We start from the raw sequence: 21,382 nt of genomic DNA, 5'->3' as shown, positions 1-21,382 counted from the left end.
GCTTAAAGAAACGGCACCGCCGGCCGCCGTTTGTTCAGGGTCGACCACCAGAACACCCAGCCCAGCACCCTGATGTTCTGCTCTTCGATTTGTGCGGCCCTGAAGATTTCATCCGGGTACTCGGCGCGATTGTGGCTGCGCAGTCGCAGGGAGTTGCCCGGTAGTCGGTGCAGGTACTTGATGCGTAGCATGCCGTCATGTTCGATGGCGTAGATCTCGCCATCGATAATCTGAGTCAGGCCACGGTCAATCGCCAGGGTCGAACCGTCTTCAATTTTCTCTCCCATACTGTTACCGCTCATGAAGACACAGATGGCGTCGGCGTGGTTGATTTCCAGGGAATCAAGGTGGCTGCGGGGCAGGCGGATGGATTGCCCGGGGTCTTCTATGACGTGGGTCTCGTTGGAGCCCGGGGCGATGACAGCTTCTTTGTACAAAGGCAGTTCGACGTCGACAGGCTCGATGACCGTGTAGACACCGCGGATGGTCTGGGCATCGAAGGTGTTGCCGGTTTCGTCGAGCAGGCGCAGGTGTTGGGCGTCTTTCGAGCCTTCGCCGGTTTTCAGCCAGTCGCTGCTGACGGAGAGTTTTCTGGCGACTTCTTCCATGCAGTGGGCGGGCACACCGCGGGTGTACCAGTTATGTACATTTTGCGGAGCCGTATCCAGGAATTCGGCAAATCCGGTGGTCGTGATGCTCGCTGCTTCGAGGAGCGCTTTGAAGCGTGGGCCGCTAGTGTTCTTTTTCATGAACGCGAGTCTACTGGCGGCTAACAAGGGTTTGAATAAACGCCTCGTTCAAATTTTGCGGGAAATTTACGACTGGATGTAAGACGCTCTTGGGGAATTTTAAACAAGTAAAAACCAAGATCGAGGCAGGTTAAACGCAATGTTTAGCGTGCTTATCAAGCGCCCACAAAAAACCCCGGATCAACCGGGGTTTTTCTTGAAGCTTGTCGCTTGAAGCACGCGGCTGCTCTTAACCTTTGTAGGCAGCAACCGACTTGGTGATCGCTTCGCGGGCGGCGTCTGCGCCGGCCCAGCCTTCGATCTTCACCCATTTGCCTTTTTCGAGATCTTTGTAGTTCGCGAAGAAGTGCTCGATCTGCTGGATCAGCAGCGCTGGCAGGTCGGTGTATTCCTTCACGTCGACGTACAGCTGGGACAGCTTGTCGTGTGGGACTGCGATGACTTTGGCATCGCCGCCGCCGTCGTCGGTCATGTTCAGGATGCCGACCGGACGGGCGCGGATTACCGAACCTGGAGCAACCGGGTAAGGGGTTACGACCAGCACGTCGAGGGGATCACCGTCGTCAGCCAGGGTGTTCGGGATGTAACCGTAGTTGGCCGGGTAGAACATTGGGGTGGCCATGAAACGGTCAACGAACAGGCAATCGCTGTCTTTGTCGATTTCGTATTTGATCGGCGCGTGGTTGGCCGGAATCTCGATCGCGACGTAGATGTCGTTCGGCAGGTCTTTGCCAGCCGGAATCTTGCTGTAGCTCATTGGGCGTTGCCCCCGTTAGTTGACCAAAAACACTTGGCCGGATTGACCAAAAAGTGGCGGCGATTATAGGCATATTCCTGTATCGACGCCATGGACCAGAAGTCGTATGGCGCTCACTGGTGTGCCTGATAGACAGGATCATGCGCCTGAAGTTGCTTCAACCTCGCCAGCGGGTCCTGGCGATAGAACAGCTTCAACTGCTGGTACACCTGTGGATAGGCCTCGTGCAGCAAATCCGGGGCGCTGAAGAAGTATTCGCTGGTGACGGCGAAGAACTCGGCAGGGTTCTCGGCGGCATACGGGTCGATGGCAGTTTCGGCATCGGGATTGCGTTCCAGTTGCCGGTCGAGGTCGTCGTAGGCCTCTTGCATGACGCTGGCCCAGTCGCTGACGCGCATGTCGGGATGCAACGGCGGCAGGCCGTTGGCGACGCCGTTGAGCATGTCGAGTTTGTGCGCCAGTTCGTGGATCACCAGGTTGTAGCCTTCCCAGCCACCACTGGCCATTACGCCGGGCCAGGCGAGGATGATCGGGCCTTGCTGCCAGGCTTCACCGCTGTGCTCACCGTCCCATTCGTGCTCGACGCCGCTGGCATCGCGATGGCGCTGGGGGCTGAGGAAGTCATCGGGGTAGAGAATGATTTCGTGGAAACCCTGATACCAGTTCAGGTCGCCGAGGTGCAGCAGCGGCAATTGCGCCTGGGCTGCGAGCAGCAAGCGTTGTTCCTGATGCAGTTCGACACCGGGCAGGGCGCTCAGGTGCTTGTCTTCGAGGAACAGCACGCAGGCTTCGCGCAGCCATTGGTCTTCGGTGGCGCTGATGCCATCGAGAAAACTCAGGTGATGGCGCACCCGTTGCCACATGTCATCGGCAATCGGGTGTTTTGCCAGGGTGCGCCGGCGACGCCAGGCGCTCAGGGACCACATCGTGTCAGCGCGATTCGGCTTTGGAGTTCGAACCCGCAAGTCGGTTACGCACCATGCCAATGATCATCGGCACCAGCGAGAGCAGGATGATGCCGACTACCAGTAGCGACAGGTTCTTCTTGATGAACGGCACGTTGCCGAAGAAGTAACCGAGCGTCACCAGGCCGCCGACCCACAGGATGGTGCCCAGCACGCTGAAGGCAAAGAAGCGCGGATAAGGCATTTTCCCCACGCCGGCGACGAACGGTGCAAAAGTACGGATGATCGGCAGGAAGCGCGCCAGGGTCACGGTTTTGCCGCCGTGCTTGTCGTAGAAGTCGTGGGTTTGTTGCAGGTAGTCGCGACGGAAGATCTTCGAGTCCGGATTGCTGAACAGTTTTTCACCCGCCGTTCGTCCGATGATGTAGTTGGTGCTGTCGCCCAGGATCGCCGCCAGCATCAGCAGGCCGCCGAGCAGTACCGGGTCCATGCCGCCACCGGCCGCCACGGCGCCGGCGATGAACAGCAAGGAGTCGCCCGGCAGGAAGGGCATGACCACAAGACCGGTTTCACAGAAGATCACCAAGAACAGAATGGCGTAGATCCATGCCCCGTAGTTGGTTACAAGCATGTCGAGGTAGACGTCGAGATGCAGGACAATGTCGATCGGGTTGAAATCCATGGATAGCACCTGTGGTGACGGCCCGTCTCAGCAGGCCTGTGCGGATGACTTCGCGTAAGACTACGGATAGGGGTAGTTTTTCTTACAAGCCGGGAATATCGGGATTATACGAGGCGAGTGGTGAAAATCGCGTCGAGATTGTAGCGGGGAATTTCATCACAGGGCTGATGTTTGATAACGATCAGGTGGGAGCGAGCCTGCTCGCGATGCCGTTGCCTCGTTGGACCAGTGTAATCCGATCGATGCCATCGCGAGCAGGGTGCAGGTGATTCAGAGTTCGTCGCTGATCGGCAGCACATAGTTCTTGAATTCGGTGTCTTCCTTGAATCCGATGGACTCGTAGGTTTTCTGCGCGACTTCGTTGTTGCTGCTGGTGGAAACACGCATGCGCACGGCATTGGTTTCCTTGGCCATTTTTTTTGCTGTGCGGATCAGGTTGTCGGCCACCAACTGGCGGCGGGCGTCCTCGGCGACATAAATATCGTTGAGGATCCACACACGTTTGAGCGAAAGCGAGGAGAAGCTCGGGTATAGCTGGCAGAAGCCCATCAGTTTGTTGCTGTCGTCATCGGACAGCGCCAGGTAGATCACCGACTCCTTGCGACGCAGGCGTTTTTCGAGGAACGCCCGGGACGAGTCCGGATACGGCAGGGAACCATAAAACTCGCGATATTTGACGAACAACGGGGTCAGCAGGTCCAGGTGTTCGAGGGTCGCTTGAATAATCCGCATGGTAGGTCTCGTCTTCAAGTGGCTGTCTTACGTCTCTGACGGCGATGGGAAACCCTTGGCGGCCGCGCAACGATCCTGCCTGAAACTGGTACGAATGTGCAATGCGCAAGCGGTTCAGGCATTCGGCGGGCCAAGCAGGAAATTACCTTTCATGTCGCCTCCCGTGTCCGACTCCAGTGTCTGAACCTGCGCTTCGTCCTTCAGATTGACCCCTGACAACTGCCGCCGGCAGGCTTCGCGCATCAAATACAGCAAACGGTGTGCCGCCATGCCATAGCTCAGGCCTTCGAGTCGGACATTGGAGATGCAATTACGGTAGGCATCGGTAAGGCCCACCTTGGGATTGTAGGTGAAATATAAACCCAGGCTGTCCGGAGAGCTGAGGCCAGGGCGTTCGCCAATGAGGATCACGGTCATTTTTGCGCCAAGCAACTCACCGATCTCATCGGCGACGGCCACCCGGCCCTGTTCCACGAGTACGACCGGCGCAATAGTCCAGTTGTCCCCGGCCATTTGCTCTTCGAAGCGCGCTAGAAACGGCAGGGTATGGCGATGAACGGCCAGTGCCGACAGGCCGTCGGCGACCACGATCACCAGATCCACGCCTCCCGGATGGGCCGCCGCGTAATCACGCAGGGTCTGCGCCGAGGCATCACTGAGTTTTCGCCCCAGATCGGGGCGTTGCAGGTAGGTGTTGCGATCCGTCGCCGCACTGTGCAGCAAAAGACACTCGCGATCACGTTCGGCCAATTGCGCATTGAGGGAGGCATGGTCAAACGGCAAGTGCACCGCATCCCGCGCCTGAGCGTGGGCGTATTGGAAGTCCAGTTGCGCGCGGGTGGGAATGCTGGTGCCGGTGCGGCCCAGAGCGATTCGCGCCGGCGTCAGTCGCCGCAGTTCCAGCCAAGGGTTGTGTGGATCGAAGGGTAGTTTATCCATGTCAATGCTCATCCCAGTTGCGCCAAGGCCTGCCGGAAGGCTGGCGGCAGGCTGTCGCCGAAGAGAACCCTGCCATCCGCTTGAGTGAAGATGCCCATTTTCGCCAGCCACTGCTCGAACTCCGGTGCGGGCTTCAACCCCAGGGTCTGCCGGGCGTAGAGCGCATCGTGGAACGAGGTGGTCTGGTAGTTGAGCATGATGTCGTCGGAGCCGGGGATGCCCATGATGAAGTTGATCCCGGCGACGCCCAGCAGGGTCAGCAGGGTGTCCATGTCATCCTGGTCGGCTTCGGCGTGGTTGGTGTAGCAGATGTCGCAACCCATGGGCACACCGAGCAATTTGCCGCAGAAGTGGTCCTCCAGGCCGGCGCGGATGATCTGTTTGCCGTTGTACAGGTATTCCGGGCCGATGAAGCCGACGACGGTATTCACCAGGAACGGTTTGAAATGCCGCGCAACGGCATAGGCCCGGGTTTCGCAGGTTTGCTGATCGACGCCGTGATGGGCGTTGGCCGACAGGGCGCTGCCCTGGCCGGTTTCGAAGTACATCAGGTTCTGGCCCAGCGTGCCGCGATTGAGGCTCAATCCTGCGTCGTAACCTTCCTGCAATATATTGAGGTTGATGCCGAAACTGGCGTTGGCCGCTTCGGTGCCGGCGATAGACTGGAACACCAGGTCCAACGGGACGCCGCGATTGACCGCTTCGATCGACGTGGTGACATGGGTCAACACGCAAGCCTGGGTCGGGATTTCGTAGCGCTGGATGATCGCGTCGAGCATCTCCAGCATGGCGCAGATCGAGGCGATGCTGTCGGTGGCCGGGTTGATGCCGATCATGGCATCGCCGTTGCCGTGCAGCAGGCCGTCGAGAATGCTCGCGGCGATGCCCGCCGGTTCGTCGGTGGGGTGATTCGGTTGCAAGCGCGTGGACAGGCGACCGCGCAGGCCCAGGGTGCCGCGAAACTGCGTGACCACGCGGATTTTTTGCGCCACCAGCACCAGATCTTGTACGCGCATGATCTTCGACACGGCGGCGGCCATTTCCGGGGTGAGGCCGGGGGCGAGGGCGCGCAGGACCTGCTCGTCGGCGGCATCGCTGAGCAGCCAGTCGCGAAAGCCGCCGACGGTGAGGTGGCTGACGACCGCGAAGGCTTGTTTGTCGTGGGTGTCGATGATCAGGCGGGTGACTTCATCGGACTCATAGGGAATCAACACTTCTTGCAGGAAGTGGGATAGCGGAATGTCGGCCAAAGTCATCTGGGCCGCGACGCGCTCGCCGTCATTGAGGGCCGCGACGCCAGCCAGAAAATCCCCGGAACGCGCCGGACTGGCCTTGGCCATTACATCCTTGAGGCTGTCGAAGCGATAGGTCTGGGCGCCGACGGAATGGGCATATACGGCCATGGGGCGGGGCCTCCTGTTATGTACAAGTCTTCAGTTCACGACCGACCCTTGTGGGAGCGAGCCTGCTCGCGATGCGGGCGACTCGGTCTGGTATTTACACTGCGGTGATGCAATCGCGAGCAGGCTCGCTCCCACAGGGAATCGGTGTGCACTTCAATAATGCAGGCGCCGGGCAGGGGGCCCGGTGCCGGTGCATTTAGATACCTTCGAGCATAGCGTCTGCCGGTGCCTCGGAACGTTGCTTGGCGGTCAACTGGAAGTACAGGTAACCGGCAACCATGAAGCCGAGGAATACCAGGCCGATCACGGTGTTGAACCAGGCCATCGCCACCAGGCACACCACCGCCAGAAACAGCGCGATCCCCGGCACGATCGGATAGCCCGGCGCGCGGAAGGTGCGCTCCAGGTTCGGTTCGGTCTTACGCAGCTTGAACAGGCTCAGCATACTGATGATGTACATCACGATGGCACCGAATACCGACATGGTGATCATTGCCGCCGTCAGGGTCATGCCTTGCAGGTTGATCAGGCCGTCGCTGTAGATCGCCGCGATGCCGATCACACCGCCGGCCAGAATCGCCCGATGTGGCGTCTGGAAGCGCGAGAGTTTGGCCAGCCCCTTGGGCAGGTAACCGGCGCGAGCCAGGGCGAAGAACTGCCGGGAATAGCCAAGAATGATCCCGTGGAAACTTGCCACCAGACCGAACAGGCCGATCCATACCAGCATGTGCATCCAGGTCGAATTATCGCCGACCACGGCTTTCATCGCCTGGGGCAGCGGATCGTTGATGTTCGACAGTTGACGCCAGTCGCCGACGCCGCCCGCCATCACCATCACGCCGATGGCCAGGAACACCAGGGTCAGAATGCCGCTGACATAGGCCCTGGGGATTGTGCGTTTCGGGTCCTTGGCTTCCTCGGCGGCCATGGCCGCGCCTTCGATGGCGAGGAAGAACCAGATGGCGAAGGGAATGGCTGCGAAAATGCCGGGAATAGAAGCGATCGTGAATTCATTGGCGCCGGACCAGCCATTGAGTACGAAGTTACTGAAGCTGAAGCCCGGGGCGACCACGCCCATGAACACCAGCAATTCGGCGACCGCCAGTACGGTGACCACCAATTCGAAGGTGGCCGCGATGCTGACGCCGAGGATGTTCAGGCCCATGAACACGAAATAAGCGCCAACGGCGGCGATCTTCGGGTCCAGTTCCGGGTATTGCACGTTGAGGTAGGCGCCGATGGCCATGGCGATGGCCGGTGGCGCAAAGACGAATTCGATCAGGGTAGCGATGCCGGCGATCAACCCGCCTTTCTCACCAAAGGCCCGGCGGCTGTAGGCAAACGGCCCGCCAGCGTGGGGAATTGCAGTCGTCAGTTCGGTAAAGCTGAAAATGAAGCAGGTGTACATCGTCGCCACCATCAACGCGGTGACGAGAAAACCCAGTGTGCCTGCGGTGCCCCAGCCGTAACTCCAGCCGAAGTACTCGCCGGAAATCACCAGGCCGACGGCAATGCCCCATAAATGCAGGGTGCCGAGTGTGGGTTTGAGCTGTGTGGAAGAAATAGTCATAAGTCCTCTCTAGTTTTTATTGTTCGATCTTTTGGACTTTCGGGTACGACGGGTTGGGTGCAATTCCTGAATGATGGGTACGCAAGGCCCGTGCCAGAGCGGCCAGGCGTTGGGTGTTGAGTCATTTAGGACGCTATCGCGAGCAAGCTCGCTCCCACAGGGATCTCTGGTGTGTTGCAAATCCACTGTGGGAGCGAGCTTGCTCGCGATGGCTGCTTGAAGGGCGACACAGAAACACCTGTGTCGCCCCCGGTTTTTAGAAGAAGCCCAGCGGATTGATGTCGTAGCTCACCAGCAGGTTTTTGGTCTGCTGATAGTGGTCGAGCATCATCTTGTGGGTTTCACGGCCGACGCCGGACTTCTTGTAGCCACCGAACGCGGCGTGCGCCGGGTACAGGTGGTAGCAGTTGGTCCAAACACGACCGGCCTTGATGGCGCGGCCCATGCGGTAGGCGCGGTTGATGTCGCGGGTCCAGAGGCCGGCACCCAGGCCGAACTCGGTGTCGTTGGCGATGGCCAGGGCTTCGGCTTCATCCTTGAAGGTGGTGATGCTCACCACCGGGCCAAAGATTTCTTCCTGGAACACGCGCATTTTGTTGGTGCCCTTGAGCAGGGTCGGCTGGATGTAATACCCGCTCGCCAGGTTGCCCTCGAGTTTTTCCACCTTGCCGCCGGTCAGCAGTTCGGCGCCTTCGCCCTTGGCGATTTCCAGGTACGAAAGGATTTTGTCGAATTGCTGCTCGGACGCCTGGGCGCCGACCATGGTGTCGGTGTCCAGCGGGTCGCCACGTTTGATTTGCAGGACCTTCTTCATCACCACTTGCATGAACTCGTCGTAGATCGACTCTTGCACCAGCGCGCGGGAAGGGCAGGTGCAGACTTCGCCCTGGTTGAAGAACGCCAGCACCAGGCCTTCGGCGGCCTTCTCGATGAAGGACGGCTCGGCCTTCATGATGTCTTCGAAGAAGATGTTCGGCGATTTGCCACCCAGCTCCACGGTGGACGGAATGATGTTTTCCGCCGCGCATTTCATGATGTGCGAGCCGACCGGGGTCGAGCCGGTGAAGGCAATCTTGGCGATGCGTTTGCTGGTGGCCAGGGCTTCACCGGCTTCTTTACCGAAGCCTTGCACCACGTTCAGCACGCCCGGCGGCAGCAGGTCGCCAATCAGCTCCATCAGCACGGTAATGCCCAGTGGCGTTTGCTCGGCAGGCTTGAGCACCACGCAGTTGCCAGCGGCGAGAGCCGGGGCGAGTTTCCAGGCGGCCATCAGGATCGGGAAGTTCCACGGAATGATCTGCCCGACCACGCCCAGCGGCTCATGGATGTGATAGGCCACGGTATTGCCGTCGATTTCGGCAGCGCTGCCTTCCTGAGCGCGAATGCAACCGGCGAAGTAGCGGAAGTGGTCGGCGGCCAGCGGGATGTCGGCGTTGAGGGTTTCACGCACGGCTTTGCCGTTGTCCCAGGACTCGGTGATCGCCAGCAGTTCCAGGTTCTGTTCGATGCGGTCGGCGATTTTCAGCAGCACCAGCGAGCGCGCCTGGGCGGACGTGGCGCCCCAGGCATCGGCAGCGGCGTGGGCAGCGTCCAGGGCCTTGTCGATGTCTTCGGCCGTGGAGCGGGGGAATTCGGCAATTGGTTGGCCATTCACTGGCGAGGTATTGGTGAAGTACTGACCTTTGACAGGCGCGACGAACTCGCCGCCGATGTAGTTACCGTATTTGGCTTTGAACGAAACGATAGCGCCTTCAGTACCGGGGTGAGCGTAACGCATGGTGGTCTCTCCTTGCTTTTGTGCTTATAGGGAGTCGCGCATGTGCGCTTGCTTTAAGCGTAGAGCAAGGGCCGGGCCAGTGCCTTGCATGTCAGGTAAATCAAGGCCTTGCGCAGTTTTTGTCGGACAAACGGGGTTGGCTTGTGGCGCTTTCGGTACAGCCCTGGTGACACTTTGTACCGTTTGTGGCACAGCTTGTGACCAACCGGTCTTGCAGGCATTGCAATGCGGGCCGGGCTGGAGGATGCTCGGCATCACCTCATGCACGGGACGCCGAGCCCCGGGGAGAATAATAAGAAATGCACGACAACCATTTGAGTCGCCATGCCCAGCAAGTATTGACGGTGACCCAGGGCAAGACCCACCTGCACGGTCCCGGCAGCGATCCGTCCATCGCCCGTTCCTGGCTGCGCTGCCTTGAGGACTATCACCTCGATCCGGCCCTGAGCATCGCGCCGACGGTGCTGGAACATGGCCGTGTCCTGGAAAGCCGCGAACGCTTGCAGCAGGTGCTGCACATCGCCGGCAATGAAATGACCAGCCTGCATCAACAACTCTCCGGCGTCGGCCATGCAGTGCTGCTGACCGACGCCCGCGGCGTGATCCTCAACTGCGTCACCGCGCCCGCCGAACGACAGATTTTCGAGCGTGCCGGCCTCTGGCTCGGTGCCGACTGGAGCGAGGCCTGCGAAGGCACTAACGGTATCGGCACTTGTCTGGTGGAGCGTCAGTCGCTGACCATCCATCAGGACGAACACTTTCGCGGCCGCCACACCGGCCTGACCTGCTCGGCGAGCCCGGTCTTCGATCCCCATGGCGAATTGCTGGCGGTACTCGACGTATCGTCGGCGCGGCGCGATGTGTCGCGGCAAAGTCAGTTCCACACCATGGCGCTGGTCAATCTGTCGGCGAAGATGATCGAGAGCTGCTACTTCCTGCGCTGCTTCGACAATCAATGGCTGCTGCGCTTTCACTTGCAGGCCGAGTCCGTCGGTTTGTTCAGCGAAGGGTTGCTGGCGTTCGACGGAGAAGGGCGAATATGCGCGGTCAACCAGAGTGCGCTGAACCTGCTGGGGCATATTCGCGGCGGCTTGCTGGGTAAACCGGTGGAGGCGTTTTTCGATTGCTCGCTCGATGAGTTGCTCGGTCGCGCGAGCACCAATGCCGCCGCCAGTTGGCCGTTGCGCACCCGTGATGGTCGCAAGCTGTTCGCGGTATTGCGCGGTGAGGCACGGCGGCCGTTGCCGATTCCGATGGTGCCAACTACAAAGGTTGCACAAGCACCGCGCCTGTCGGGTATTTGCCTGGATGACGCGACGTTGCAGGCGGACTTCCGCAAGGCATTGCGCGTCTACGAACGCGACGTGCCGCTGCTGATCAACGGCGAAACCGGGTCCGGCAAGGAGGCCTTTGCCAAAGCGGTGCACCACGCCAGCCAGCGGGCGGAGAAAGCCTTCGTCGCTCTCAATTGCGCGGCCATTCCCGAAAGCCTGATCGAAAGCGAGCTCTTCGGTTATCGCGGCGGCAGCTTTACCGGTGCGCGCAAGGAAGGCATGCGCGGCAAGTTGCAACAGGCCGATGGTGGGACCTTATTCCTCGATGAAATCGGTGACATGCCACTGGCCATGCAGACGCGCTTGCTGAGGGTGCTGGAAGACCGGCAAGTGGTGCCAATCGGCGGCGAGCCGGAATCGGTGAATGTGCGGATCATCAGTGCCACTCACCGTAACTTGCTGGACCGTGTGCAGGACGGCAGCTTCCGTGAGGATTTGTATTACCGCCTCAACGGACTGGAAGTCGCGTTGCCGCCGTTGCGCGAGCGTAGCGACAAATCCCGGTTACTCGACTTTTTGCTGGCCGAGGAGACGGGCGGAGAAACGGTGTTGATCGAGGGGCCGGCGCGGGAGGCCTTATTGGGGTTCGCCTGGCCGGGTAACGTGCGGCAGTTGCGAAATGTGCTGCGTACGTTGGCGGCACTATGTGAGGACGGGCGGATCGGTCTGGAGGATTTGCCGGCGATGATTCGCCAGGTGCGGCCGGTAGTGTCGACGATTGAAGAGGCGTCGGAGCATCCGCTGGAAGATGCCGAGCGGTTGGCGTTACTCACGGCGCTGGAGCAGACGCGCTGGCATATGACCCACACGGCTGAGCAGTTGGGGGTCAGTCGAAATACCCTCTATCGGAAGCTGCGTAAACACGGTATCGCCCGGTAGACCGCGTCGCGCCCTTCGCGAGCAGGCTCGCTCCCACAGGGCTGCGCAGTCCTTGTGGGAGCGGGCTTGCTCGCGAAGGCGTCTTCAGATCTGAAACACAAGGTGCGATTTTCCCCTCCCTAAGCTAACCTGCGGCCATGTTTTACGAGGTCGACTAATGCACATTCATATTCTTGGTATCTGCGGCACTTTCATGGGGTCAATGGCGGTTCTGGCCAAGGAGCTGGGCCATCACGTGACGGGCTCCGATGCCAACGTCTATCCGCCGATGAGCACTCAGCTGGAAGCCCAGGGCATTGAATTGACCCAAGGCTACGACCCGGCGCAACTCGATCCGGCCCCTGATCTGGTAGTGATCGGCAACGCCATGTCCCGGGGCAACCCGGCTGTGGAGTATGTACTGAACAAAGGCCTGCCCTACGTTTCCGGCCCGCAATGGCTGGCCGATCACGTGCTGCAAGGCCGCTGGGTGCTGGCGGTTGCCGGTACGCACGGCAAGACCACCACCAGCAGCATGCTGGCCTGGGTGCTGGAGCACGCGGGCATGGCTCCGGGTTTCCTGATCGGCGGCGTGCCGCAAAACTTCTCGGTGTCGGCGCGCCTGGGCGATACGCCGTTTTTCGTCATTGAAGCCGACGAATACGACAGCGCGTTCTTCGACAAACGCTCCAAGTTCGTGCACTACCGTCCGCGCACGGCGATCCTGAACAACCTCGAATTCGATCACGCGGACATCTTCCCGGACCTGCCGGCCATCGAGCGGCAGTTCCATCACTTGGTGCGGACCATCCCGAGCGAAGGACTGGTGATTCATCCGACCACTGAGCCGGCCTTGCTGCGCGTTATCGAGATGGGTTGCTGGACGCCGGTGCAAACCACCGGTGCTGGCGGTCAGTGGCAGGTCAAATTGCTCAGTGAAGATGGCTCGAAGTTCGAAGTGATGTTCGAAGGCGTCGCCCAAGGCGTAGTCGAGTGGGACATGACTGGCCAGCACAACGTCGCCAACGCCCTGGCGACGCTGGCTGCCGCACGCCACGTCGGTGTGGTGCCGTCCATGGGCATCGCCGCGTTGAGCGCCTTCAAAAGCGTGAAGCGCCGGATGGAAAAAGTCGCGGAAGTCGGTGGCATCACCATTTATGACGACTTCGCTCACCACCCGACCGCCATCGCCACCACGCTGGATGGCCTGCGCAAACGCATCGGCGATGCACCGTTGGTCGCGATCATCGAGCCGCGTTCCAACTCCATGAAGCTTGGCGCGCACCGAGACGGATTGCCGGAAAGCGTGGTCGATGCCGATCAGGTGATCTGGTACGCACCGGCCAACCTCGGCTGGGATCTGGCGGGCACCGCCGCGCTGTGCACTGTGCCGTCGATTGTCAGCGACTCCCTGGAAGGCATCATCGAGCGCGTGAAGAGCCAGGCGCAACCCGGCACCCACGTGGTAATCATGAGCAACGGCGGCTTCGGCGGCCTGCACGGCAAACTGGCCGAGGCGCTCAAATGAACAACGGCCCGGACCGCATCACCCTGGCGATGACTGGCGCTTCAGGCGCCCAGTACGGTTTGCGCCTGCTCGACTGCCTGGTGCGGGAAGATCGTGAAGTGCACTTTCTGATTTCCAAGGCCGCGCAGTTGGTGATGGCCACCGAAACCGACGTCACGCTGCCGGCCAAGCCGCAGATGATGCAGGCGTTCCTCACCGAATACACGGGGGCTGCCGCCGGGCAGATTCGGGTGTACGGCAAGGAAGACTGGATGTCGCCGGTGGCTTCGGGCTCCGGCTCCCCGGCGGCGATGGTGGTGGTGCCGTGTTCCACGGGCACGTTGTCGGCCATCGCCACGGGTGCCTGCAACAACTTGATCGAACGCGCCGCAGACGTGACGCTCAAAGAGCGTCGGCAGTTGATCCTGGTGCCCCGTGAAGCGCCGTATTCGAGCATTCACCTGGAGCACATGCTCAAGTTATCGAACATGGGCGTGACGATCCTGCCGGCATCTCCGGGCTTCTATCATCAGCCGCAAACCATCGATGACCTGATCGATTTCGTCGTGGCGCGGATCCTTAACCTGCTGAATATTCCTCAGGACATGTTGCCGCGCTGGGGCGAGCATCATCTGACCAGCGATGAATAAGTTGCTGGTGATGGTGCTGGCGCTGCAATTGGCCGGGTGCGCCACTGTGCGGACCCTCGATGCGGCCAAGCCGGGTGCGCCTGTGGTGTACTCGGGGACTCGCCTGGATTTGTACGCGATGAACGGTGGGTGCTGCGCGATGGACCGTTTCGGTGCCGAAGCGCCGAGCTACCCGGGCGTTGATCTGCCGGCCAGTGCGTTGCTCGACACGCTGCTGTTGCCATTGTCGTTGCTGACAGTGATAGGGGTGAGTTTTCAGGCGACGGGTGGATTGTAAGAGAGCGCTTCGCGCTCTATCGCGAGCAAGCTCGCTCCCACAGGACTTTCAGCGATTGCAAAATTTGTGTACGACACAAAATCCTGTGGGAGCGGGCTTGCCCGCGATGAGGCCCGCTCAGGCACCATAAAATTACTTGCCCAACTTCCTCAGCTCATCCGACTCGACAATCCTGATCCCGTCCTGCTCTTCCAGCGCCAGACGCCACATCGCGCGTGCCAGTTGGCAGGCTTCGATACCATGGTATTTGCCAGGGATCAGCCGAGACAACGGACCAGCGACTTTCTCGCCCAGTCGCGGTTCGGTGCGATCACCCAGCAATAGCGAAGGGCGGCAAATAGTCAGCTGCGGCCAGTCCTGCGCGCGCAATGCGTACTCCATCTCGCCTTTGACCCGGTTGTAGAAAATCGAGGATCTGCGATCGGCTCCCAGGGCACTGATCACGATCAAATGCCTTGCGCCCATTTCCCGGGCACGCTTGGCGAATGCCACCACCATGTCCAGGTCCACCGCGCGAAACGCCTGTTCCGAGCCGGCCTGCTTGATCGTGGTGCCGAGGCAGCAATAGGCGATATCGACCCGCCCGTTCAGCTGCGGCAGAAACTCCGCCGGGTCGCCGACGGGGTTTTCAAGGTGCGGGTGCCCGGCCAATGGCCTGCGTGAGGGGGCCAATACCCGGGTAATCGTTGGTTCGTTAAGCAGGCGATCAAGCAGATGCTCACCCGTCAAACCGGTGGCTCCGGCGAGCAGCACGTGCTGAGGCGTCAAGTACATAGTGTCTCTCCCTTGATACTATTCAGCTTAGTTGCTGTTTGCATCCTTGCTTTCGATGGATGCACTTTGCAGTGCTTTTCGTGCCTGCTGTTTGCGCAGTAGTTGCCAATGCGAGAGGACGGTTTTCGGTGCCCAGATCTGTGGTTCGGACGCTTCAAAACCGTCCGCCAGCTCACGTTCGGCGACGGTGGCCTTGGTCAGTTTGAAGGCTTGCTCCAGATCATCGGTCTGGTTCAGGGCCTGGGCGAACAAGGCATCGCCGAAGTAAGTGAAGTTGGCTTCCTCCGAGCAACCGAAGGATACTCGGTCGGCCCGCGAGGCCGTTATGATCAGGGTCCGTTCATCCTTGAGGGCGGGGATGAAGCCGCCGGAGTAGCAGGACGAAATCACGATGATCTTGTCGCGGTTTTTCAAGGGGGCGAGAACCGCGGCCAATTCGTCGGCTGGCAGATCGGCCAGTTCCATGCGCGGCTGGTCGAGCACCAGTTCGTGTTCACTGGTGCCGTGGCTGGTCAGGTAGATGAAAATCAGGTCTTCCGGACCGCTGCGTTCGGCCAGCGTCAGGGCAGCGCGGCGCAGGTTTTCCCGGGTAGCCATCGGGCGGTCGGCGAGGTGGTCACGATGGTTCACCAGGCGGATCTGGCCAAAGGTGCCGAAACGGGTGGTGAGCATGTTGGCGACGTAGTCGGATTCGCGCAGAAACACGCTTTGCTTGCCATCGCCACCCAGGGTCAACGAATACAGCTCTACCGCCGGGGTCGAGGGTGGAACGTTGGCCAGCGCGGCGTCGAGCAAGCGCCCCTGGGCCAACAGGCCGAGCTCCAGGGTGTCGGGCAATAATTTGCCCTCGGCGTCGCGTACGCGCTGGCCGTTGATCCAGGTGCCGCTGAGCACGGTGCCATCGGTCAACACCAATGTGCCGCGCCCCTGGTAACTGTCGTTGTCGAACTGGCCAGTGTAAAAGCTGCCGTCGGACAGGTTCAGGCGGCCCTGGCCGGAAAAACGCCAGTCATTGAACTGGCCGATGTAGTGGCTGCCGTCAGTGCCGATCAACTCGCCCTTGCCGCTCAGCGAGCCTTCCTTGAACTGGCCCAGCCAGACATCGCCGTCGGCGTTCTCGTAGCGGCCCTTGCCGTGCAGTTGATTGTTCTTGAAGCTGCCGACATAGATGTCGCCGTCGGCGCTGTTGAAAGTCCCGTTGCCTTCCAGCTGGCCGTCGACGAAGTGCCCGGTGAACTGATTGCCGTTGCCGTCGCCGCGCTGTCCTTCGCCATTGGGTTTGCCGTGGGCGAACTGACCTTGATAGGAGCTGCCGTCTTCGAGTTCGAGTCGACCCAGGCCGGCGTATTGATCGGCCTTGAACTCTCCGCGATAGCTCATGCCGTTTTCTTTGAGGGTGCCTTCGCCGTTGCGTCGGCCGGCCTTGAAGCCGCCGCTGTAGCTGCTGGCGTTGGTGGTCAGTGCCCCCTGGCCGTCGAACAGTCCCTGATTGAACTGCCCGCGATAGACTTCGCCATTGCTGCCATGCCATTCGCCCTGGCCCTGCCACTGGCCCTTTTCGAACTCGCCGGCGTACCAGCTGCCGTTCGGGTAGTCGATACGCCCCTTGCCTTGCAGCAAGCCATTGACCAGGTCACCGCGATAGCGTCCGCCGTCCGGCAGGCGGGCGTCGGGAGGCAAAGGCGATTCGCCGTCGCCGCAAGCGGTGAGCATCAGGGTCAAGGCAAGGAGTGCAAGTGGGCGCATAGCGGATTCCGGGCAATTAGGCGAGGGAGTATGCCGCAGCTATGTGTCCATATATAGGGTGAGGTACCGCGTGAGGGCGCGAAACAGCATGAGCTGCTTCGCATCCAGGACGGTTTATACGAAGCACAGGGACAGAGGTTCGGCGATGTACGCCGGTTTGTCCGAACCTTCGATTTCCAGGGTGGTGGTGGCTTTGAGCAGCCATTGGCCGGGTTTCTTCTCGATGACTTCGGTCAGGTCGACCTTCAGGCGCACTTTCGAATTGACCTTGACTGGCTGGATGAAGCGCACGCTGTCGAGGCCGTAGTTGACCACCATCTTCAAGCCTTCGGGCATGACGAGGATGTCTTCCATCAGTTTCGGGATAAGCGACAGCGACAGAAAGCCGTGAGCGATGGTGCTGCCAAATGGCGTTTGCGCGGCCTTGACCGGGTCGACGTGGATGAACTGAAAATCCCCTGTGGCTTCGGCGAACAGGTTGATGCGGTCCTGATCGATGGTGAGCCATTCGGAACGTCCAAGTTCCTTGCCGACATAATCTTTGAGCTCTGCAACTGGAACATAGGGCATTGAGACTCTCCTTGGGTTCATCGGTTTTATGGTTTTGGCTTGCGGGGATCTAACCTCCCGGCTTACCACTTTAGATCAACATGACCAAACGCTCCGGTCAACTGACCATGCTTTTGGCGAATGCCGATCTATAGCGCGAGCATGCTTATAATGCCCTGCCAATGCGGGTGACGGATTTTGCGGGAGATCTTTGATGTTGTTACGGGGCCTGACGTGGCTGGTGCTGTTCCAATTGCTCGGCACCGCGATCAATCATTTGTTCTTGCCGGTGCTGCCGGGGCCGATTGTGGGGTTGCTGCTGTTGCTGGTGTACCTCATCTGTCGCGGACAGGTCGGCGAGCCACTGAACCTGGCGGCCAGCAGCCTGCTGCGCTACCTGCCGCTGTTGCTGGTGCCGCCGGCCGTGGGCGTGATGGTCTACGCCGCTGACATCGCAGCGGATTTCTGGGCCATTGTCGGTGCGCTGGTGCTGTCGCTGCTGCTTTCGATGGCCTTCGCCGGAGTGCTGATGCAGCGCATGGTCAAGCGTCACGCTCAGCCTGAGGACTGCCAATGATCTTCGACTGGCACGGCGCTTGGGCGTCAGTAATTCACCATCCATTGTTCGGCATTGGCATTACCCTCGGTGCCTATCAGCTGGTGCTGGCGGCATTCGAGAAAACCCGATGGATCTTTTTGCAGCCGGTGCTTGTCTCCATGTTGCTGGTGATCGGCGTGCTGGTGGGCTGCGGCCTGACCTACGCCGAGTACCGCAAGAGCACCGAGATTCTCAGCATCCTGCTCGGCCCGGCCACTGTCGCGCTGGCGGTGCCGCTTTATCTCAACCTGCGACGGATTCGGCAGTTGTTCTGGCCGATATTTACTACGCTGGTGATAGGTGGGGTGGTGGCCACGGGGATGGGCGTGTTGCTGGGCTGGTCGTTCGGTGCCGAGCACATGATCCTGATGACCATGGCGCCGAAATCGGTGACCTCGCCGATCGCTATGTTGGTGGCTGAGCAGATTGGTGGTGTCGCGGCGCTGGCAGCGGTGTTCGTCTTGATTACCGGTGTGATCGGGGCGATTTTCGGTCCGGCCCTGTTGAGCCGCCTCGGCGTGCACAGCCCGGAAGCCAGGGGCATGGCACTGGGCATGACGGCCCATGCGGTCGGCACGTCGGTGGCGTTGCAGGAAAGTGAAGAGTGCGGCGCCTTCGCGGCGCTGGCGATGAGCCTGATGGGTGTGGCCACGGCGGTTTTCCTGCCGTTGGCGGTGTCGATGGTGGTCTAAGGAAATGTCTATGAGTCTGCCGCTTTTTCCGCTCAATACAGTGCTGTTCCCAGGCTGCATCCTCGACTTGCAGATCTTCGAAGCGCGCTATCTGGACATGATCGGTCGCTGCATGAAGCAGGGCGGCGGATTCGGCGTGGTGTGCATCCTCGATGGCGAAGAAGTCGGGATCGCCCCGGCGGGTTACGCCCTGGTCGGGTGTGAGGCGCTGATTACCGATTTCAAGCAGCAGGACAACGGCCTGCTGGGGATTCGGGTTCAGGGCGGACGGCGTTTCCATGTATTACGAACGGAAGTCCAGCGCGATCAGTTGACCGTCGCCGAGGTCGAGTGGCTGGAAGACGAGCCGGAGCAACCGCTGCAGGACGAGGACGCCGATCTGGTGGCCTTGCTCAAGGCCCTGGCGGAACACCCGATGGTCGAAGCCTTGAACATGGGTACCGAAGCGACCGGCCAGCAGTCGCTGGCCAATCAGTTGGCGTACCTGTTGCCCTTCGCTGAACTGGACAAGATCGATCTGCTGCAACTTGACGATCCGCAGCAGCGACTGGATGCGATTCAGGCGCTGCTGGACGAGTTGCAGGGCGAACTGTTTGCCTGACTGCTGTCAGTACGCGTACCGCAACATCGTATGCGGTAAATGCCTCAGCACGAAGAATCCGAACAATGCCACCAAGGCTGGGAGCACCAGCCACCAGACCTTGGGTGGCAAGGCGTTGAGCGGTTCCTTGCGCTGGATCAGCCACAGGCTGGCCGCGCAGACACATGCCGCCAGCATCGCGCCGGCCAATACATCTGTCGGCCAATGCGCTCCGAGGTAAACCCGCGAAAGCGAAATCGCCATTGCGGGCAGGCAGCCCACCAATAACCAGGTCAGACGCATCCGAGGCGGTTGTCCGCGTCCCGCCAGGACGGCGAGGGTCAGGAACAGCGCGAAAGACCCTGAAGCATGGCCGCTGGGCATGCTGTAGCTGGTGAGCGGATCGCTCAACACTTCGGGGCGCACGCGGGCGAAAAAGTACTTGGTCGCGGTATTGGCCAGTGCCGTGAAGAGCAACGTGCTGCCCGCGAAAATCGCGTGCCGCCATTGCCGCATCAGCAGCAGCAAACCGGTCAGCAGTGCGCTGAAAAATAGCATGTTGCGGAATTCGCCGATCAGCGTGAAGACCACCGCCACTTCATCCAGCATCGGTTGGCGATGCTCCTGCACCAGCGTCATCACCCCTTGATCGAGTGCGGACAGGTGCGAGTAACCGATAAACAGCCCCGTCAGAATCAGCAGACTCATCCCGGTAATGAACAACGTCGCGCGGCGATGCCGGCGCAGGCTGCTGGTCGCGCTCAAGCCGACCATCACCGCAATGCTGCCAGCAACAACCCCGACCTGGAGCCAGAAGCCTTCGGGCAACGGCAAGCGGATTGCCGCGCCCGTGGCCCAGCCAGGCATCAGATAAGCCACCGACCAACCCGTGCCGGCCAATAGGCTGACAGCGAAGAAGCGGGGGAAAGGCATGTCGCACATGCCGGCCACCATCGGCAGCATTGGCCGCAGGGGGCCGATAAAACGCCCAACCAGCAGGCTGGCGATACCGTAGCGCTGGAAATAAGTCTCGGCCCCGGCGATCCATTCCGGATGATGGCGCAAGCCCGGCAGGCGCCGGATGTTCTGATGGAAGTGCCGCCCCAGAAAATACGAAATGACGTCGCCCAGCACCCCGGCGACGAAACCCAGCAAGAGCGTTTCACTGAGCGTCAGCGCGCCACTGCCTGCCAGTACCGCCACGGCGAACAGCAACACCGTGCCGGGAATGATCAGCCCGGCAATCGCCAGGCACTCCACAAAGGCCACGATGAATACCGCTGCTGCCAGCCATTGCGGGTTGACCGCCAACCATCCGGTCACGCTATCGAGCCATTGGCCCATAAAAACCACTCCATCAAATGTTCAATTTTCTACTTGTAGGAGCGAGCCTGCTCGCGATAGCGCACTTTGAGTCAACAGTGATGCTGATTGTGCTGACCTCATCGCGGGCAAGCCCGCTCCCACAGGGGATTTCTGTTTGCATCAAGTCTGAGTCAATTTCAGGACAGCACAAAATAATCGCGCCCTTCGGTCTGCCCCCGTCGTAGCGGGTTGCGCGTGCAATAAGCCGCGTAAGCAGCGTCGACGAAGCGGTACATCAGGTGTTCATCGCGCCCATGGGGGATGCCCAGGCGCGTAGTCTGGATGATGTGGACGGGCGTCTGCCCGACGTGTTCTACCAGCAGCACCTCATGGTCGAAGCGTTTGGCGTCCCACACCGGCACTTTCAGGCCCAGTGCCTTGCACAGCAGAGTTTGCCCGGCGCAGAGTTTTTGTGATGGGCGAGGGTGGCCCTGGGCATCGGGATTGTTCAATAGCATCTGTGCCAGGCTGCCCGGTCCGCTCAATTCATCGACCCATGGGTAGGCGGATTTGATCAGCACGGCGTTACCCGGCCCCTGGGCACTGAAGTTCAGTGAATCGCCGCCCCGGGCGTAATACATATAGATGTGGCCACCATCCAGGAACAAAGCCTTACGCTTTTCTGTGTAGCCGAGAGAGGCGTGGCTGCCTTTTTCTGCGCAGTAATAGGCTTCTGTCTCGATGATCCGGGCGCTGAGCCACAGGTCACCAACCCGATGGCGAATGACTTTGCCCAGTAAATCCCGGGCCAGAACTTGCGCGTCACGGTCGAAAAACGCGTCCGGGAGGCCCGCGGGCAGGCTCACAGCGGACGCTCGAACAGTCAGATTGGACATGATGACCGGCATTTGTCAGGGCTGAATGAGTCGTGATGATAACAATTTGCAGCTTAATCCCGGCTGAACATCGGCAAATTGCCCTCCATTTCGACCATCCGC

Annotated in this window: 21 protein-coding genes; 7 read left to right on the top strand and 14 right to left on the bottom strand. The window is 60.3% G+C overall.

Annotation, left to right across the window (positions count from 1 at the left end):
- Positions 1-2 precede the first annotated feature (2 nt).
- The 9 genes from AC3IT9_RS25810 to exaC all read right to left on the bottom strand — a co-directional run bounded on the left by AC3IT9_RS25810 (position 3) and on the right by exaC (position 9,514).
- Complete coding sequence (locus AC3IT9_RS25810; protein ID WP_150726938.1) at positions 3-749, bottom strand: LexA family transcriptional regulator; 747 nt, start codon at positions 747-749, stop codon at positions 3-5.
- Between the two features lie 229 nt (positions 750-978).
- Positions 979-1,506, bottom strand: coding sequence for an inorganic diphosphatase (gene ppa, locus AC3IT9_RS25805; RefSeq protein ID WP_007990564.1), 528 nt, complete (start codon positions 1,504-1,506; stop codon positions 979-981).
- A 113-nt stretch (positions 1,507-1,619) separates the two neighbouring features.
- The gene (locus AC3IT9_RS25800; RefSeq protein WP_489271320.1) at positions 1,620-2,432 is read right to left on the bottom strand and encodes a M90 family metallopeptidase; all 813 of its coding nucleotides are present in this window, start codon (positions 2,430-2,432) and stop codon (positions 1,620-1,622) included.
- 4 nt (positions 2,433-2,436) lie between these two features.
- Positions 2,437-3,093: a DedA family protein gene (locus AC3IT9_RS25795; protein ID WP_489271319.1), complete on the bottom strand. Its 657-nt coding sequence runs from the start codon at positions 3,091-3,093 to the stop codon at positions 2,437-2,439.
- Between the two features lie 270 nt (positions 3,094-3,363).
- A complete protein-coding gene (locus tag AC3IT9_RS25790) occupies positions 3,364-3,825 on the bottom strand; it encodes a GNAT family N-acetyltransferase (RefSeq protein WP_007990572.1) in 462 nt (153 codons plus the stop codon).
- Positions 3,826-3,939: 114 nt separating this feature from the next.
- Complete coding sequence (eutC, locus tag AC3IT9_RS25785) at positions 3,940-4,764, bottom strand: ethanolamine ammonia-lyase subunit EutC (protein ID WP_489271318.1); 825 nt, start codon at positions 4,762-4,764, stop codon at positions 3,940-3,942.
- Between the two features lie 8 nt (positions 4,765-4,772).
- On the bottom strand, positions 4,773-6,167 hold the full coding sequence (locus AC3IT9_RS25780; RefSeq protein ID WP_150726941.1) for an ethanolamine ammonia-lyase subunit EutB: 1,395 nt from the start codon (positions 6,165-6,167) through the stop codon (positions 4,773-4,775).
- A gap of 196 nt (positions 6,168-6,363) precedes the next feature.
- Positions 6,364-7,737, bottom strand: a complete 1,374-nt coding sequence (gene eat / locus AC3IT9_RS25775; protein WP_489271317.1) for an ethanolamine permease — start codon at positions 7,735-7,737, stop codon at positions 6,364-6,366.
- A 256-nt stretch (positions 7,738-7,993) separates the two neighbouring features.
- On the bottom strand, positions 7,994-9,514 hold the full coding sequence (exaC, locus tag AC3IT9_RS25770; RefSeq protein ID WP_353741646.1) for an acetaldehyde dehydrogenase ExaC: 1,521 nt from the start codon (positions 9,512-9,514) through the stop codon (positions 7,994-7,996).
- 299 nt (positions 9,515-9,813) lie between these two features.
- Here exaC and AC3IT9_RS25765 point away from each other — a divergent pair, with 299 nt between their 5' ends.
- The 4 genes from AC3IT9_RS25765 (at position 9,814) to AC3IT9_RS25750 (ending at position 14,140) form a co-directional block, all read left to right on the top strand.
- Positions 9,814-11,727: a sigma-54-dependent Fis family transcriptional regulator gene (locus AC3IT9_RS25765; RefSeq protein ID WP_489271316.1), complete on the top strand. Its 1,914-nt coding sequence runs from the start codon at positions 9,814-9,816 to the stop codon at positions 11,725-11,727.
- Between the two features lie 157 nt (positions 11,728-11,884).
- Positions 11,885-13,234, top strand: coding sequence for a UDP-N-acetylmuramate:L-alanyl-gamma-D-glutamyl-meso-diaminopimelate ligase (mpl, locus tag AC3IT9_RS25760; RefSeq protein WP_150726945.1), 1,350 nt, complete (start codon positions 11,885-11,887; stop codon positions 13,232-13,234).
- Positions 13,231-13,863 (top strand): flavin prenyltransferase UbiX, encoded by a 633-nt coding sequence (gene ubiX, locus AC3IT9_RS25755; protein WP_150726946.1) that lies wholly within the window; start codon positions 13,231-13,233, stop codon positions 13,861-13,863. The genes mpl and ubiX overlap by 4 nt, the downstream gene beginning before the upstream one ends.
- Positions 13,856-14,140, top strand: a complete 285-nt coding sequence (locus tag AC3IT9_RS25750; protein WP_150726947.1) for a YceK/YidQ family lipoprotein — start codon at positions 13,856-13,858, stop codon at positions 14,138-14,140. The genes ubiX and AC3IT9_RS25750 overlap by 8 nt, the downstream gene beginning before the upstream one ends.
- A gap of 132 nt (positions 14,141-14,272) precedes the next feature.
- On the opposite strand, the gene AC3IT9_RS25745 is transcribed toward AC3IT9_RS25750, so the two are convergent.
- The 3 genes from AC3IT9_RS25745 to AC3IT9_RS25735 form a co-directional block, all read right to left on the bottom strand.
- The gene (locus AC3IT9_RS25745; RefSeq protein WP_489271315.1) at positions 14,273-14,914 is read right to left on the bottom strand and encodes an oxidoreductase; all 642 of its coding nucleotides are present in this window, start codon (positions 14,912-14,914) and stop codon (positions 14,273-14,275) included.
- 27 nt (positions 14,915-14,941) lie between these two features.
- Entirely contained in the window at positions 14,942-16,660 is a 1,719-nt protein-coding gene (locus AC3IT9_RS25740; RefSeq protein ID WP_150755377.1) for a C13 family peptidase, read from the bottom strand.
- 114 nt (positions 16,661-16,774) lie between these two features.
- Positions 16,775-17,230 (bottom strand): MaoC family dehydratase, encoded by a 456-nt coding sequence (locus tag AC3IT9_RS25735; protein ID WP_046041672.1) that lies wholly within the window; start codon positions 17,228-17,230, stop codon positions 16,775-16,777.
- A gap of 193 nt (positions 17,231-17,423) precedes the next feature.
- On the opposite strand from AC3IT9_RS25735, the gene AC3IT9_RS25730 reads away from it, so the two are divergent.
- Genes AC3IT9_RS25730 through AC3IT9_RS25720 form a run of 3 tightly spaced genes read left to right on the top strand, consistent with a single transcriptional unit; the run spans position 17,424 to position 19,100 of the window.
- Positions 17,424-17,786 (top strand): CidA/LrgA family protein, encoded by a 363-nt coding sequence (locus AC3IT9_RS25730; protein WP_489271314.1) that lies wholly within the window; start codon positions 17,424-17,426, stop codon positions 17,784-17,786.
- Positions 17,783-18,499 carry an LrgB family protein gene (locus AC3IT9_RS25725; RefSeq protein ID WP_489271313.1) on the top strand — a complete coding sequence of 239 codons (717 nt, stop codon included), beginning with the start codon at positions 17,783-17,785 and terminating at the stop codon, positions 18,497-18,499. Before AC3IT9_RS25730 ends, AC3IT9_RS25725 begins: the two co-directional genes overlap by 4 nt.
- A 10-nt stretch (positions 18,500-18,509) precedes the next feature.
- A complete protein-coding gene (locus AC3IT9_RS25720; RefSeq protein WP_007998442.1) occupies positions 18,510-19,100 on the top strand; it encodes an LON peptidase substrate-binding domain-containing protein in 591 nt (196 codons plus the stop codon).
- A gap of 6 nt (positions 19,101-19,106) precedes the next feature.
- On the opposite strand, the gene AC3IT9_RS25715 is transcribed toward AC3IT9_RS25720, so the two are convergent.
- A complete protein-coding gene (locus tag AC3IT9_RS25715; protein ID WP_489271312.1) occupies positions 19,107-20,423 on the bottom strand; it encodes a bifunctional DedA family/phosphatase PAP2 family protein in 1,317 nt (438 codons plus the stop codon).
- 158 nt (positions 20,424-20,581) lie between these two features.
- Complete coding sequence (locus tag AC3IT9_RS25710) at positions 20,582-21,292, bottom strand: DNA-3-methyladenine glycosylase (protein WP_489271311.1); 711 nt, start codon at positions 21,290-21,292, stop codon at positions 20,582-20,584.
- Positions 21,293-21,382 lie beyond the last annotated feature (90 nt).

The organism is Pseudomonas sp. KH_046_1 (genome assembly GCF_057839025.1).
Note: the sequence above shows the minus strand (reverse complement) of the source record. Positions and strands in the feature narration are given on the sequence as shown.